Here is a 14,390-nt window from a genome sequence, read left to right on the forward strand (position 1 = left end):
ATTCCGCTCCTTGGGTAAGAAAATGAGCGGCGGAGGCCGCCGCCCGACAGAGGCGTTTGCCGATCAGTCTTTCTTTAAAGCCTGCTTCAAAAACCCGACCATTTCCGGCGATTGGTCGAGTGCCTTCTTGACCAGATCGGCGACTTCATCACCAACGGCCGGGTCGAGCGGCAGGCCGAGCTTATCGGCTTTGGCGATGAATTCCGGATCGGATATTGCTGCGGAATAGGCGTCCCGCAACGTCTTCAGGATGTCGTCAGGAATTCCCTCCGGACCGACGGTGAGGCGCGAGATGTCGCTCTGCGATTCAACGAGTGCGATGGCCTTTTGCGCTTCTTCGTTGTCAACCAACGTTGCCAACTGAGGAACATCGGTATCCGAGCCACCAATCTGCGCAAGGAACTTGCCATGGCCTTCCTTGACGAAGGGCTCGAAGCTCGACCGCGAACTGATCACACCCTGCACTTCGCCCCGCATGATGGCGAGCTGGTCGTCATTGCCGCTGTAGCCGCTGATGACATCAATCGGCAGCTTCAATGCGCTAACCAGGATCGTTGTGTTGACCTCCGACGCACTGCCTGCTCCCGACGTGGAGAACTTCAGCTTCTTGTCGAGACTCTGCAGTTCCTTGAAATCCTTGATATCGGCGTCAGCCGCTACGACAACCACACGCGGATCCGAGGCTGCCTTGCCGATCCACGACATCTTCGTGAGGTCGAACCTGACGCCTTCGTTCCCAGAGAGCTGGCTATAGACCAGCCCCGTGTTGAAGCTACCGATCGTCAGTCCGTCCGGGGTCGACGCAGCGATGTAATTTGCGCCAAGGAGGTTGCCGGCCCCTGGCATGTTGCGCACGACAAAGGTCGAGCCCGGCAGGTGCTTCTGCATGAACTCGCAGACCAGTCGGCCATAGGTGTCATAACCACCGCCGGGTTCGGTCGCGATGATGTAATTCACCGTTTTACCGTTGAAGTATTCTGGCCCCGATTGCGCCATGGCAACCGTTGCCCATCCACATGCAAGAAGAGCGGCACCAGCTGCGATGCCTCTCGAAAAAATAGTCATTGAACTCCTCCCTTTCGCTCTACACTGTTGCCGAGAACCCTCGGCAACGTGGCTGCCCAGCCAGCCAATTCCTCCAAACGACAAGCCTCCCCGGCCGCGCAGACCCGATCCGACCGCGCGGCACATTCACGTCTTTTCAGATGATGATGGACACGTCCTCTGCTGTGCCGCTCACCACCAGGGGCAACTGCTCACGACGCCGTTTGCGCCCGCGCCCCGGAGAAGTGGATGTTGATGTTCTTCTCCTGTGTCGCGGCAAGGAGTTCCTCGAGACACTCCTCGCGGCCCAGACCAGACTGTTTGTAGCCGCCGAAGGGCGCCCCGAGCACGTGCCGGCTGGTGCTGTTTACCCAGATATAACCCGCCTGAACTGCCGCCGCCGTCCGATGCGCCTTTTCCAGGTCGTTGGTGTAGATCGACGAGGTCAGCCCGTATTCGACGCAATTGACGTCCTTCAGCATGGCGTGTTCATCAGACCACCGGATAACCGACTGCACGGGGCCGAAGATCTCTTCCATGGCGATGCGCATCGATTGCTTCACGTCGACGAAGACTGTCGGCTCGATAAAACAGCCCTCTGCAAGCTCCGGATCATCGGGTCGCTTACCGCCATAGACGACGCGCGCTCCCTCCCGCTTGCCGGTTTCGATATACCCGAGAACCTTTTCGTAGTGCGCGCGGCTGATCAGCGATCCCATAGTCGTTGCAGGGTCGGTTGGCAGGCCGGGCTTGAAACGGCTGATATATTTGCCGATGCGCTCAACAACTTCGTCATGAATGGCATCATGCAGGAAGAGGCGACTCATCGAGCCGCAGGATTGACCGCACCAAGCGTAGTTCATGCCGCTGACGGCTGCCGCCGCAACACGGTCCGGATCGGCATCCGGAAAGGCGATGAGCGCATTCTTGCCTCCAAGCTCCAGCGCCACCTTCTTCAGAGTATCGGCTGCCGAACGCATCACCGCTCGGCCAGTCGGAACGCTGCCGGCGACCAAGACGGCCGCAATCGACGGATGCGATGACAAGACCTGGCCGAGCTCGCGACCGCCTGTCAGCACATTGAGCGTCCCGGCAGGGAAAAGCGGACCGATCAGCTCTGCAAGGCGGAGCCCTGACAGTGGCGCCTGTTCGGACGGCTTCAGGATGACGGCGTTGCCGGCTGCCAGGGCGGAGGCGATCTTGCTCGCGCAGAACTGGAATGGATGATTGAACGCCGTAATTCTGGCCACGATACCGAGCGGTTCTCGTACGGAGAAATTGATGGCATCCGGCCCGACCGGTATCGAAGCTCCCTTCATCTCCGTCACGAGACCTGCAAAATATTCAAATCTCTGGACAGCCGAGACCGCATCCTTGACCATCGGTGTCATCGGATTGCCGCCATCGACCGCATCGAGCAAAGTCAGTTCCGGCCCGTGGCGGCGAATGACGGCCGCCGCTTCCTTCATGATCTTGCCCCGCTCAAGCGGCAGGACTTTGCGCCATTCCTCAAAACCCTTCTGCGCCGCAGCAATCGCCCGTTCCGCATCTTCCAAGGTCGCTTCCGGAACCGGGCCGAGGTCCTCGCCGGTTGCCGGGCTGATGCTGTGCTTCACTCCGCCCCTGACGGGAGCGTGCCAGCCACCGCCGTAGAAGAGCGCGCGCTCCGCCGGGAAAACGATATCTCCCATTACTTCCATTCCTTCCACATCAGCCCGACCGATGGTCGTCGGTACGTCTTTCCTCAAAGAGCGGGTTCGGGCGGCGTCGACTCCCGCGCCGGTGCGGCGGTCGAACCCCGATAGTTTCCATATTTGATCAGGTTCTGCCGTTGAGCCTCATTGCGTGGCTCCAGTTTGAAGAGGCGGGCCGCCGTTCCACCGATGATGTTGTGCTTCGCCCTGTCGCTCAGGAAAGGCAGGTCCCAGATGGTCGACGGCAAGTCGAAATCCCAGTGAGGGTAATCCGAGGCATACATCAGCTGCGTCTCGGCATTCATCATCCGAAACGTCGTTTCCAAGGCCTGCATATCCTGGATTTCCATCGGCTGCGTGGAATAGAACATGTCCCGCATGTAGTCCGACGGCTTCTTCTTCAGAAGCGGACATTCCGAGGGGCGGAGCATGAATTCATGATCGAGCTTCTGCATGAGGAAGGGGATCCATGCCAGTCCGGATTCAATCCAGATGACCGGCAGCTTGGGGAAACGCTCGCCCATGCCGTTCACAACCCAGTTGGTGCAGTGCAGAATGCTGAACCAGCTAAAGCCGAGTGCGTGCGCGGAGATAAAGCGATTGCAGCTTTGGAAGGTCGAGGAGTTCCAGTTCGGCCCCGAATGGAAGGCAAGCGCAAGTCCACGCTCTTCCAGAGCCCGGTAGAGCTTCATATAGGCGTTGTCGTAGACGGCCATCTTCTCTCGGACGGAAGTGACCATGAAACCGCCCACGCCTTTGCGGTCGCCGAAGGTCTCCACCATGCGTAGACAGCCCTCCGGATCGCTGAAAGGCAGGCCCAGCATCGTATACATACGACCCTGCGATTCCGGCAGGACCTTCTCGGTCACCCAGCGGGCATAGGCCCAGGACAGTTCGAACTCCATCTCCTTCTGGGGATGCAGGCCGATATTCAGCATGCCCGTCGGAAAGAGGCATGAATAATCGACCCCCATTGCGTCCATCCAGCGGAAGCCGAGCTCGACATCCCGCTTCGGCCCCTTCTCGACAGGCGTCTTCTCTGACGACCGCATGGGATAGCGGGTTACGCGCCCACCCATATCCTGCCACCCGTAGCCGACCGGCGAAATATGGCCGCGTCCTTTCGTGCGGCTGGAAAGCGAGAGCTGCTTGAAGACCTCGTTTTCCATAAAGGGGATGATCTCGGAGAGGTTCTCATTCTCGTAGTGATGCGCATCGCAATCTACGATCAGCACATCTTCATATCTGCGGTCACGCGCCTGCTTGGCGGCATGATCGAGAAGCCTGGTCGTGTTGAGGTCTTCGATAGGGACGCGGCGGCCGCGATCGGAAATAAGGTCCATGGTGGCTTTGCTTTCAATGAGATTATCTGGCTGAGGCAAGCTGCGGGTTATCGCGAACTCCAGCTCTGCCAGAGAGCGAGCTCGAACACCTGCAGATCGACGGCTTTGAGCAACGCACCGCACAGAACCATCGCATCGGTTGCCGTCACGGTCGTCTGTTCGCTAAGCACGTCGAAATGATTGCCTCGTTCGTCATTTGCCGCGTAGAGCCGACAAAGCGCGCTCATAAGCGCCTGTTGCGCGCGAACATCGATGCGGCCAGGATCATCGTCGGAAACGGCCGCCTCGATCTCGGCCGCCACTGCCAGCATGGAAGCAGACAACTGATGGAGAGGCTGAGATTCAGGCGACGGTTGCGCCGGAATCCGGCGCAATAGCTCCACCTGCGGCGCTGCTGCCTCACCCTGCTTTTTGCGCTCGACGATCCGCGCCGCTTCGGTTCCCGATTCGATGCCTTTGAAAACAGCCTTCACGAAGGCCACCTTTTCCGCCGCATCGGGTTCACAGGCCGAGACCATGCGTTCAGACGACGACATAGATATCCTCCCCCTTCTGCAAGACTTGATATTTGCGCAGGCGGACTCTGCGATCGGCAATGTGCTGGCCGGTGCGCATGTCGTATTCATAGCCATGCCAGGGACAGGCGAAGCTCATGTCCTTCTCGGAAAAGAAGAGACCCATTGATGTCTTGTCAGGCCGAAGGCGCTCCTCGACCCGCGCGATAATCAGCCCTTCGCAAGCCGGGCCACCCTGGTGAACGCAGTAATTGCTATAGGCGAAAAATTCGCCCTCATGCCTGAACACCCCGATTTCATCATCGCCGATCCGAATGATCCGCCGTTCACCGTCCTTGAATTCGAACGACTTACAGACGTATTGCTCGCCCAAAATTGACCTCCCTTGACCGCATGCTTTGGAGCATCGTGCATTGGCGACGTACTCGGCTTTGCTGCGATACTCTGTTGGGCGCAGCATTCGACGGCACCGCCGTCGCGTCCAGAACATTCGCTTTAGCTTAGCGATAGCTTTTTCTTTGGTCTGGTTTAGGCTTTTGAATTCATTGTGACATTACAGCGAACTTCAGCTTCGGCCGCACGTCTATCCGTGAATATGACGACGGTTCTTGCCGGTGCAGAGCACTCCTTCAAGCCACGAGCGGCGCTCTGTTGCGATCGTGAGAGTCGATGGCCTCGCGGCACCGGTCTTCAAAATATGGGGTGACAGTCGCCGGCATATCGATGTCGGCCTTCCCGTAGGGATGACGGATGAAAAGCCCGCTATTCGCGCGCTGATGGCGCGAGAAAGCGCCGACGCCTTGGCCGGTGCCGTGGGCGGCAAGCGGCCGGAAGAACTGTAGCCGGCCGGAACGCGAGTCCCAACCGCCGCGGTCGTTTTTAAGATCGAGTCAGGCCGTTTCAAACATCCTCGCCGAAGGGGCGGCGACAGGTGCCTCGCGGGCACCGTGCTTCATCGGCTTGCCGGCGACATAGACTTCGGCCACCGAGCGATCGTCACCCATCGTCTGCAGGACGAAAAGCTCTTCGACCAATGAAGTGGCCACTTGCATCCGCAACTCCATCGCGGGCTTCGCGCGGCTGTCGAGAACGACGATGTCCGCATCGGCACCGACATGCAGCGAGCCTATCGAATGTTCAAGCTCGAGCGCGCGGGCGTTACCCAGGGTCATCATGTAGAACGAGTTTAGCGGCGATAACCGCTGGCCCTGCAGGTGCAGTACCTTATAGGCCTCGTCCATGGTTTCCAGCATCGAGAAGCTCGTCCCGGCGCCGACATCGGTCGCAACCGAATGGCGAGCGCCGAGGCTGTCGAAACGGTCGCGGTCGAACAAGCCGCTGCCCAAGAAGAGGTTGGACGTCGGGCAGAACACACCGACCGCTCCGGTCTCGGCAAGCACGGATATCTCGCGGTCGCTCAGATAGATGCAATGGCCGAGCAGCGTCTTGCGACCGAGAAGACCATAACGCGCGTAAATATCCGTGTAGTCCTTCGCCTGCGGGTAAAGCGAGGTCGCGAAGGCGATCTCGTCCTTGTTTTCCGAAAGATGCGTCTGGACGTAGCAGTCGGGATGCTCGGCCACGAGCGCCCGGCTCATCTCCATCTGTTCCGGCGTCGAGGTAATGGCGAAACGCGGGCTGATCGCATAATGCGCCCGGCCACGGCCATGCCACCTGTCGATCAGGCACTTGGTCTCCTCATAGCCCTTCTCGGGCGTGTCTCGCAGCGCCTCCGGCGCATTGCGGTCCATCATTACCTTGCCGCCGACCATCAGCATGTTGCGCGCCTCGGCCGCTCTGAAGAAGGCGTCGACGCTTTCCGGATGCACGGAGCAATAGGCGACCGCCGTCGTGGTGCCGTTGGCGAGCAATTCGTCCAGGAAACGGCCGGCGATGAAGGCGGCGTGCTCAGGCGCACGGAATTTCTGTTCCTCGACGAAGATGTAGGTGTTCAGCCACTCGAGAAGCTGCGCGCCATAGGAGGCGATCGCCTGCGTCTGCGGAAAGTGCAGGTGCGTATCAATGAGTCCCGGCAGGACGAGATGGGGACGATGATCGGCGACCTTCACGCCCTCGCCGGCCTGTCTGGCGACATCAGCATAGGTACCAACACCTGCGACCTTGCCGTTCCGGACAAGCACGGCGCCGTCCTCGAAAAAGCGGTAGGAGGCCGTATCGTCGATGCCTTCGGGTTGCCTGACGAAGGTCAGCACCCGGCCGCGGATCAGCAACTCATTCATTGAAGCTTTCCTTCCTTCACCGCCGTTTCATACCAGGAGACCAGCAGGCGGCGTTCTTCTTCGGTTACACCAGTGACATTGGCGGGTGGCATGGCATGCGAGCGGCCGGCCTGCAGATAGATTTCGCGGGCATGCGCGACGATGTCGCTATCGCTTTCGAGGACGACACCCTTCGGTGGCACGATGAGCCCCTCCCAGCCAGGTTCCTTGGCATGGCACATGGAGCAACGGCCGAGCACGGTGTCGCGTACATTGTCGAAGTCCGCCGACGCGACAACGGCCTGTTCGGCCGTCGAAGCTCGGGCTTCGCCGCCCTCGGAAAGAACCTTGGGTACGGTCGAGAGCCACATGATCACGATGAAAAGCACCGCCGTGACGAGCCACGTCCAGGTCGGGTTGCCCTTGCGGGCGTGCCGGGTGTTGAACCAGTGGCGGATCGTGACCCCCATCAGGAAGACGAGCGAGGCGATCATCCAGTTGTACTGGGTGCCGAAGGCCAGCGGATAGTGGTTCGACAGCATCAGGAACAGGACGGGCAGCGTCAGGTAGTTGTTGTGGGTCGAGCGCTGCTTTGCCTGCTTGCCGAGCGCCGGATCGGGTATCCGGCCCGCGATCAGATCGGCGACGACCTTCTTCTGGTTCGGAATGATGATGAAGAACACGTTCGCCGACATGATCGTCGCGGTGAAGGCGCCGAGATGCAGATAGGCGGCACGGCCGGTGAAGAGCTGGGTGTAGCCCCACGCGACGCCCACAAGCACGAAATAGAGCAGCACCATCAGCCGGGTGTTGTCGTTGCCGAGCGGCGAGCGACAGACCCTATCATAGGCGAGCCAGCCGAAGGCAAGCGAAGCAAGCGAAATGGCAATCGCCGTCGACTTCGACACATCGAGTACGTTGGGATCGATCAGATAGAGGTCGGCACCGGCATAATAGACAAGGGCAAGCATGCCGAAGCCGGAGAGCCAGGTGACATAGGACTCCCATTTGAACCAGATCAGATGCTCGGGCATGTTTTCCGGCGCCACCAGATATTTCTGGATGTGATAGAAGCCTCCGCCGTGGACCTGCCATTCCTCGCCATAGGCCCCGACCGGCAGGCCCTGCCTCTGTCTCAAACCCAGGTCGAGCGCGACGAAGTAGAAGGACGAACCGATCCAGGCGATGCCGGTGATGACATGCAGCCATCTCACGGCAAATGTCAGCCAGTCCCAGGCAATGGCAAATTCATACATGCGGCTCTCCCATTTTTCTGGGCGGCATTATGTGTCATTGCTTGGGCAGGGGAGAACGCCGCGCGGGCACCAACTCTTTCAAAAAAATCTATAAAATCGAAGGAGCGTGGGTGCTTTATTGGATAGCCCGTTAAATCGGGGTCGATTTTGGAATGAAATTATGCAGAAATTCAAGGCGTTAAAGCGACTGTTTGCGCGCTGAAGCACGCCGGTCGGCATTGGAGGAGCATAGGCGGGAGGCATGTCTTATCTCGATAATGTACGCGTTTTCGTGCGTGTCGTGGAACTCGGAACGCTGTCAGCGGCGGGGCGCGACCAGCGTGTGACGCCCGCGGTTGCCAGCAACCGGATCAAGGAGTTGGAGCGGCATATGGGCGTCCGCCTGTTCAACCGCACCACCCGCAAGCTGACGCCGACCGAGCACGGCCGCGTCTTCTACGATGGCGCGGTCAAAATTCTGGAAGCCGTGAACGAGGCCGAAAGCGCCATCGCCGATCTTTCGCGCAATCCGAAGGGCGCGCTTCGCATCACCGCTCCGCTCGGCATCGGCCGTCGGCTGATCGCGTCCGGGATTCCGGAGTTCCACGACAAATATCCGGATATCGAAGTGCGCCTGCGCCTCTCCGACCACAATGTCGATATCTTGAGCGAAGGCGTCGACGTCGCGTTCAAGCTCGGCGTTCTGGAGGATTCGAACCTGCGTATGCGCGGCATCATGAACTGCGAGCGGGTGGTCTGCGGCGCGCCGGCTTATTTCGAGCGGCACGGCACACCGGCCACTCCCGATGAACTCATCACCGACCATCACGACTGTCTGCTGCTGCGCTATCCCGGCTCCAAGGAATATTACTGGACGCTGCAGACGACCGACGGTGTGCGCAAGTTCGAGGTAACCGGCCCTTACGATTCCGACGACGGCGACGTGCTGACGCAATGGGCGCTCGATGGTCGCGGCATCATCAACAAACCGTTGTTCGAGGTGAAGCAGTATATAAACGAGGGCGGCCTGATCCCGATCCTGCAGGATACGCCACCGCTTAGCGCGCAGCTTGCGGCAATCTATCCGCACAAGCGCTTCCAGGACCCGAAGGTGCGGCTGATGATCGACTTCATGGCCGAGCGCTGTCAGCGGCTGATCGGCAAATTGCTCGCCTGACGTTTCGACACGCCTTATCCGCGCTCGCTGCGGTGCTCTTGAAGTTCAGAAGGGCGGGCGGGCAAGGCCGCTTCGCTCGTCTTCGGTGCTTCGAACAAAGGAGGGCGGCCCTCCTGCAAGCAGCCGCCCTCACATTGCTATACGTCAGCGGTTAGCGTCGCTCTTCCCGGATTTTCCGGGCACGCCGTCCCCTCCGCCATTGCCGAAGCCGTTGTTACCCTTCGGGCCCTTGCCATTGCCGTCGCCGTCGCCGTCGCCGTCACCATCGCCGTCGCCGTCGCCGTCGCCGTCGCCGTCACCATCGCCGTCGCCGTCACCATCGCCGTTGTCGCCGCCGTCACCGCTGTCGCCGCTGTCACCGCCGTCGCCGCTGTCGCCGCCGTCACCACTGTCTCCGGCCTTCGCAACATCGATCGTGAAAGGAGCAGCGAATGTCGCCAGCAATGCTGCCGCTGTGGAGATGGTCAGAATACGCCGCAGTTTGTCTACTGTATCTTCGCTGTTTCTGTTCATAACGTTCTCCCTTTCTCCTTGATTGCAGGATCCGGAAAAGTAAAACTCGCTTTCCAGGAACCTGTTTTATGTATTCTTTAGGCGCGGTTGCGACTTTGGACGATACAACCAAAACACTCCATCACCTTACGCTAGGTTATCGTAGGATGTTCCGGCTACGCACAGGCAATTCCAGAATCTCAGAAAGGATTTTCCTGACAAACCTGTCGCTATTTCATAATCATCCTTCCGGATTAATTCTTTCAGCAATTGTGAATGCGCCGGCCTACGCCGAATCACTGCGAGGGTTTGATCTGCACAGCACCGATCGGTTCGGGCGGAACGGCACGCCTTGAGGCATGCCTCGCCAACCACCACCGGACCTGCCCGCTGCTGCGCTTGTGCTGGCCTGAGCTCGGCACGCGGATTATCAAAGCGCTTGGGAACAAAGGGCGATGAATCGTGTTGAGCCGGCACAGGATTCAGATCACCCGCAATGCAGCCGCCCAACGCAACCTACCGCCTGCAATTTCGAAACGGGATGGACTTCGCAAAAGCCGTGGAGTTGGTCCCTCATCTCGTCCGCCTCGGCATATCCCATCTTTACGCCTCGCCGATATTTTCTGCCGTGCGCGGCTCGACGCATGGCTACGACGTCATCGACTTTAACGAGATCGAGCCCGCACTCGGCGGTCGCGAGGGTTTCTCGCGGCTGGTCCGCGAGTTGAACGCGCAAGGGCTCGGGATAATCCTGGACATCGTCCCGAACCACATGGCTGCGAGCCTCGATAACGAATGGTGGCATAGCGTCATCGAATCGGGCCGCTCCAGTGCCTTCGCCGATCATTTTGACATCGACTGGCAGTCGCCTCTCACCCTACCCTTTCTGGGGCGGTCTTTTGAGGAAGAGCTCGCCGCCGGGAACATCCGGCTCGCCCTCGACCGCAAGCGCAATTGCCTGGCGCTCATGTATTACGACGCGCTCTATCCGCTCAATCCGGCCACCTATCCGGCAATTCTCAAGGAAGCGAACCCCGCTCTCGAACGGATCTGTGCCATTGCCGCAGCGGCCGGACCAACGGGTATCGCACATCTTCATTCCGCAGTTTCTTCGATTGTGAAGACGCCCGCGGTCGCCGCCGAAGTCGACGAATTTCTTCAACGGCTCTCCGCCGACAAAGATCTCCTGCTGCGCCTGCATCGGATGCAGGGTTGGCGGCTTACGAGCTGGAATACTGCGCGGGACGAGCTGAGCTATCGCCGATTCTTCGAGATAGCCGGTCTCATCGGCATGCGGGTCGAAGATCCATCCGTTTTCGAGGACACCCATCGACTGACTCTGGACCTCGTCCAGGGGGGCCTGGTTGACGGACTTCGGGTCGATCACATCGACGGTCTCGCCGATCCCGATGCTTATCTTCACAGGCTGCGGCAACGCGCAGGCAACAGCACCTACATCGTCGTCGAGAAGATATTAGGGGCGAGCGAAACGCTGCCGCAGGATTGGCCCGTCGACGGCACCACAGGCTACGAGTTCATCTCCGCGCTCGCGGAACTCCTGACCAACGAGCAGCCTTCTCCCCGGCTTTCGAGCAAGGCGCAACGATCGGCGGCGGAAAAGGCGGTCCTCGATTGCAAGCTGCAACTGCTGAGCCATAATTTCAACGCCGAAGTCATGCGGCTCGCCAGGCTTGCCGCGCGCATCGAAGACAACGGCGGCTCCTCACACGCCAACGGCCGCATCATCGAAGCCGTTCGTCGGTTGCTCGTAGCACTGCCCGTCTACCGGACCTATGTCAGCGACCGCGGCGTAGCCGAGCGCGACAGCCGGATCCTCGACGAAATGGAGTTGAAAGCATTGACCGCAGCGCCCGTTGCCGGCGCCGAAATTGCCCTCATCATTGCCGCGCTGAAATCAAGGAGTGGTCTGGCGAACCGAAAACCGCAATCCGAGTTCCGTACGCGCTTTCAGCAATTGAGCGGCGCCGCCATGGCCAAGGCGGTCGAGGATACCTTCTTCTACAGAAGGACCGACTATCTCGCGGCGAATGAGGTGGGAGCCGATCCAGTCTGGAGGCCGGGGGGCACCGACCGCTTTCATGAGCTGATGCAGGATCGCGCCCGTGACATGCCAAACGGCCTGTCGGCAACGTCGACGCATGACACCAAGCGCGGTGAGGACGCACGCGCCCGTCTCTATGCCATCAGCGAGGCACCGGACGTCTGGACAGCCTCGGTCGCGCGCTGGCACGACATAAATGCCGCACGGATCCGCCGTCTCCCGGGCGGCGGCGCGCCGGAGGCCACCGTGGAGCAGTTCCTTTACCAGAGCCTGCTTGGCATCTGGCCTATCGACCCCTCTTTCGACGAAGACGAATTTTCCGCTTTACGCGAGCGTCTCTGCGGATTTGCCGTTAAGGCGCTCCGAGAAGCAAAACTCAGGACGAGCTGGGAGTCTCCGGATGAGCACTACGAAACGGCAGTGACCGCGTTTCTCTCTGACCTCCTCGATTTGCGGAACCGAACCTTTCTCGAAAACTTCGGGAGAACGGCGAGGCCATTCATCCAGGCCGGCTTGATCAACAGCCTCTCGCAAACCCTGGTCAAACTCACCGCACCGGGCGTTCCGGATATTTATCAAGGCAGCGAGCGTCTCGACTTCAGTCTCGTCGATCCTGATAACCGCCGGCCTTTTTCACCGCACCCGTCGCCGCCAGCACTTCCGCGCGTGCCGACCACGAGCAATTTCGAAGACTGCAAGCAAGCGCTGATCGAAATATGCCTGAATTATCGTCGAAACAGGGGCTCGGACCTGCTGATGAGAGGCGGCTATCTTCCCTTGCAAGTGCGAGGCCCCGCCTTCCGCCACGCCGCCGCTTTCATGCGCCACACCGAGAATGACTTTTCGATCACGGTGATCCCGCGCCTCATATTCCGCCATACGGACGGGGACCGGCTGTCCGTTCTCCCGGGTCTCTGGCACGACACCTGTCTCGTATGGCCCGACGGCCGCGATCTCATGCGCTTGCGAAATCTCGCCACCGGCGACCTCGTCGAGCCTCACCGCCATCTTCCTGTGGCAGACCTGCTGCGCGGCTTCGCCGTTGCCTTCATCGTTCCGGCGTGATCGGGGCAGACTGCAGCGCCGCGCGTCTTAGCAGACGCGCAAAGGACGCTGTAGCACTTTGAATTGCTGCATGTTTTTATCCCTAAATCGGCTACGATTTAAGGAAACATGCAGGAGTTCAAGAGATCGACGCAATTCCGGACGGAAAGGCCGTTACGCGCCTTTCCTGAAATTGCGTTAGCCGCCATTTAGGCCTACGGTCCATGAGGGATCTACACACTCTTTTGTTCCATACTGACCAGCTGGTAACAATGGCCGAGATCATCAAGAAATTGCCGGTTCTGCCTTCCGAGCGGGCCTTGAAAGTGATCTCCGGGCGCTGGAAGGCCGTCATCCTCTATCACCTGTTCGACGCGCCAAAGCGGCTGTCCGAGCTCAAGAGACTGGTGCCGGCCGTCAGTCAAAAGGTTCTGATCCAGCAACTCCGCGAGATGGAGGAGCATGGCCTTGTCCATAGGGAGATCTTTCGCGAGGTCCCGCCGCGCGTGGAATATTCGGCAACGGCACTCGGCCTCAGCCTCGAACCCGTACTGCTCGCGCTCTGCGAATGGGGTCAGCGCCACGCGGCGGAGTTGAACGAGCTTGACCGTCTTGCGGATTGCGTCATCAGGCCGCGGTCCGGCGCTGAGAGCGAGAGCACCGGTTGACGTGCCTTACGCCCTGACCGGCTTTCCGCGTTTGCGCGACGGGAGACCGTCCTTCGGGTGATCATGGTTCAGGGCAGCCGTCATGATTTCGGCGGCGGCAAGCGCTGCGATGACGGCCGGTCGCTTGTCCTTCACGGTCGTCCCGCCGATCGGACAAACCAGCCTTTCGAGGAGCTCCGGGCGTTCTATTTCCCGCGAAAGCCAGCTCTTGAACGTGGCGCGCTTGGTCTTCGAGCCGATCATGCCGACGTAGCAGGCATCCTCGCGGCCGAGCGCTTCGGCGGCGATCAGGAAATCCAGCGCATGGTCATGGGTGAGAATGACGAACGCGCTTCCCGCCGGGGCATCGCGCACGACCGCCTCCGGCATCGCCGTGAGGCAGGTCTCGATCCCGGGCACATCGACGGCCGAAAGCTCCTGCTCGCGCGTATCGACGAGGATGGTTCGAAGCGGCACCAGCGAAAGCGCCAATGCGAGCGCATCGCCGACATGGCCTGCGCCGAAGACATAGACATGCGGTCGGCGGGCGATCTCGCTTTCGCTGCGCTCGATCAGTGCTGCACGGGTTTCCTTGTCGACCGGCTCGAAGGCGAGCGCCACGCGCCCGCCACAGCATTGGCCGATCTCCGGGCCGAGCGGGATCGTCAGCGTCTGATCCACGCTCGCTCCCTGAAGGAGCTTCCGCGCGTGATCGATCGCCATATATTCCAGCTGGCCGCCGCCGATCGTGGCGAACGTGCGGTCTTTCGACACGAGCATCCAGGCATCCGTATCGCGCGGCGTCGAACCGGCTGCGACGGCCACCTCGACGAGGACGCACGCCGCTTCTTGGTTCAGGAAAGCCCGGATATCCTCTCTGCTCGCCAGCATGATCGTGGGTCCTGTTTCCGCGCATGG

General features: G+C 60.1%; 13 protein-coding genes. 4 read left to right on the top strand and 9 right to left on the bottom strand.

The annotated features are described in order from the left end of the window. Positions 1-63: 63 nt before the first annotated feature. The 5 genes from QN222_RS05630 to QN222_RS05650 form a co-directional block, all read right to left on the bottom strand. On the bottom strand, positions 64-1,191 hold the full coding sequence (locus QN222_RS05630; RefSeq protein ID WP_283960700.1) for a tripartite tricarboxylate transporter substrate binding protein: 1,128 nt from the start codon (positions 1,189-1,191) through the stop codon (positions 64-66). A gap of 65 nt (positions 1,192-1,256) precedes the next feature. Beyond that, the gene (locus tag QN222_RS05635) at positions 1,257-2,735 is read right to left on the bottom strand and encodes an aldehyde dehydrogenase family protein (RefSeq protein WP_284005301.1); all 1,479 of its coding nucleotides are present in this window, start codon (positions 2,733-2,735) and stop codon (positions 1,257-1,259) included. Positions 2,736-2,788: 53 nt separating this feature from the next. Continuing rightward, the gene (locus QN222_RS05640) at positions 2,789-4,081 is read right to left on the bottom strand and encodes an amidohydrolase family protein (protein ID WP_283960701.1); all 1,293 of its coding nucleotides are present in this window, start codon (positions 4,079-4,081) and stop codon (positions 2,789-2,791) included. 47 nt (positions 4,082-4,128) lie between these two features. Continuing rightward, positions 4,129-4,677 carry a hypothetical protein gene (locus QN222_RS05645; RefSeq protein WP_283960702.1) on the bottom strand — a complete coding sequence of 183 codons (549 nt, stop codon included), beginning with the start codon at positions 4,675-4,677 and terminating at the stop codon, positions 4,129-4,131. After that, positions 4,604-5,056 carry a Rieske 2Fe-2S domain-containing protein gene (locus tag QN222_RS05650; RefSeq protein ID WP_283960703.1) on the bottom strand — a complete coding sequence of 151 codons (453 nt, stop codon included), beginning with the start codon at positions 5,054-5,056 and terminating at the stop codon, positions 4,604-4,606. Before QN222_RS05650 ends, QN222_RS05645 begins: the two co-directional genes overlap by 74 nt. A gap of 199 nt (positions 5,057-5,255) precedes the next feature. Here QN222_RS05650 and QN222_RS05655 point away from each other — a divergent pair, with 199 nt between their 5' ends. Continuing rightward, positions 5,256-5,438: a hypothetical protein gene (locus QN222_RS05655; RefSeq protein ID WP_283960704.1), complete on the top strand. Its 183-nt coding sequence runs from the start codon at positions 5,256-5,258 to the stop codon at positions 5,436-5,438. 48 nt (positions 5,439-5,486) lie between these two features. Here QN222_RS05655 and guaD read toward each other — a convergent pair whose 3' ends face one another. Further along, the gene (guaD, locus tag QN222_RS05660) at positions 5,487-6,836 is read right to left on the bottom strand and encodes a guanine deaminase (RefSeq protein WP_283960705.1); all 1,350 of its coding nucleotides are present in this window, start codon (positions 6,834-6,836) and stop codon (positions 5,487-5,489) included. After that, positions 6,833-8,071, bottom strand: coding sequence for a urate hydroxylase PuuD (locus QN222_RS05665; RefSeq protein WP_283960706.1), 1,239 nt, complete (start codon positions 8,069-8,071; stop codon positions 6,833-6,835). The genes guaD and QN222_RS05665 overlap by 4 nt, the downstream gene beginning before the upstream one ends. Before the next feature lie 241 nt (positions 8,072-8,312). On the opposite strand from QN222_RS05665, the gene QN222_RS05670 reads away from it, so the two are divergent. Beyond that, positions 8,313-9,227: a LysR family transcriptional regulator gene (locus QN222_RS05670; protein ID WP_283960707.1), complete on the top strand. Its 915-nt coding sequence runs from the start codon at positions 8,313-8,315 to the stop codon at positions 9,225-9,227. A gap of 144 nt (positions 9,228-9,371) precedes the next feature. Here the strand turns inward: QN222_RS05670 and QN222_RS05675 are convergent, their stop codons facing one another. Next, entirely contained in the window at positions 9,372-9,740 is a 369-nt protein-coding gene (locus tag QN222_RS05675) for a hypothetical protein (protein WP_283960708.1), read from the bottom strand. A 475-nt stretch (positions 9,741-10,215) separates the two neighbouring features. On the opposite strand from QN222_RS05675, the gene QN222_RS05680 reads away from it, so the two are divergent. Both QN222_RS05680 and QN222_RS05685 read left to right on the top strand, forming a co-directional pair. After that, positions 10,216-12,846 (top strand): malto-oligosyltrehalose synthase, encoded by a 2,631-nt coding sequence (locus QN222_RS05680; protein ID WP_283960709.1) that lies wholly within the window; start codon positions 10,216-10,218, stop codon positions 12,844-12,846. A 251-nt stretch (positions 12,847-13,097) separates the two neighbouring features. Beyond that, positions 13,098-13,493 carry a helix-turn-helix domain-containing protein gene (locus QN222_RS05685; protein WP_283960710.1) on the top strand — a complete coding sequence of 132 codons (396 nt, stop codon included), beginning with the start codon at positions 13,098-13,100 and terminating at the stop codon, positions 13,491-13,493. A 6-nt stretch (positions 13,494-13,499) separates the two neighbouring features. Here QN222_RS05685 and xdhC read toward each other — a convergent pair whose 3' ends face one another. Continuing rightward, positions 13,500-14,360 (bottom strand): xanthine dehydrogenase accessory protein XdhC, encoded by an 861-nt coding sequence (gene xdhC, locus QN222_RS05690; RefSeq protein ID WP_283960761.1) that lies wholly within the window; start codon positions 14,358-14,360, stop codon positions 13,500-13,502. Positions 14,361-14,390: the final 30 nt, after the last annotated feature.

Origin of the sequence: Sinorhizobium sp. 6-70 (assembly GCF_030124375.1) — a bacterium.
Classification (GTDB): Bacteria; Pseudomonadota; Alphaproteobacteria; order Rhizobiales; family Rhizobiaceae; genus Sinorhizobium.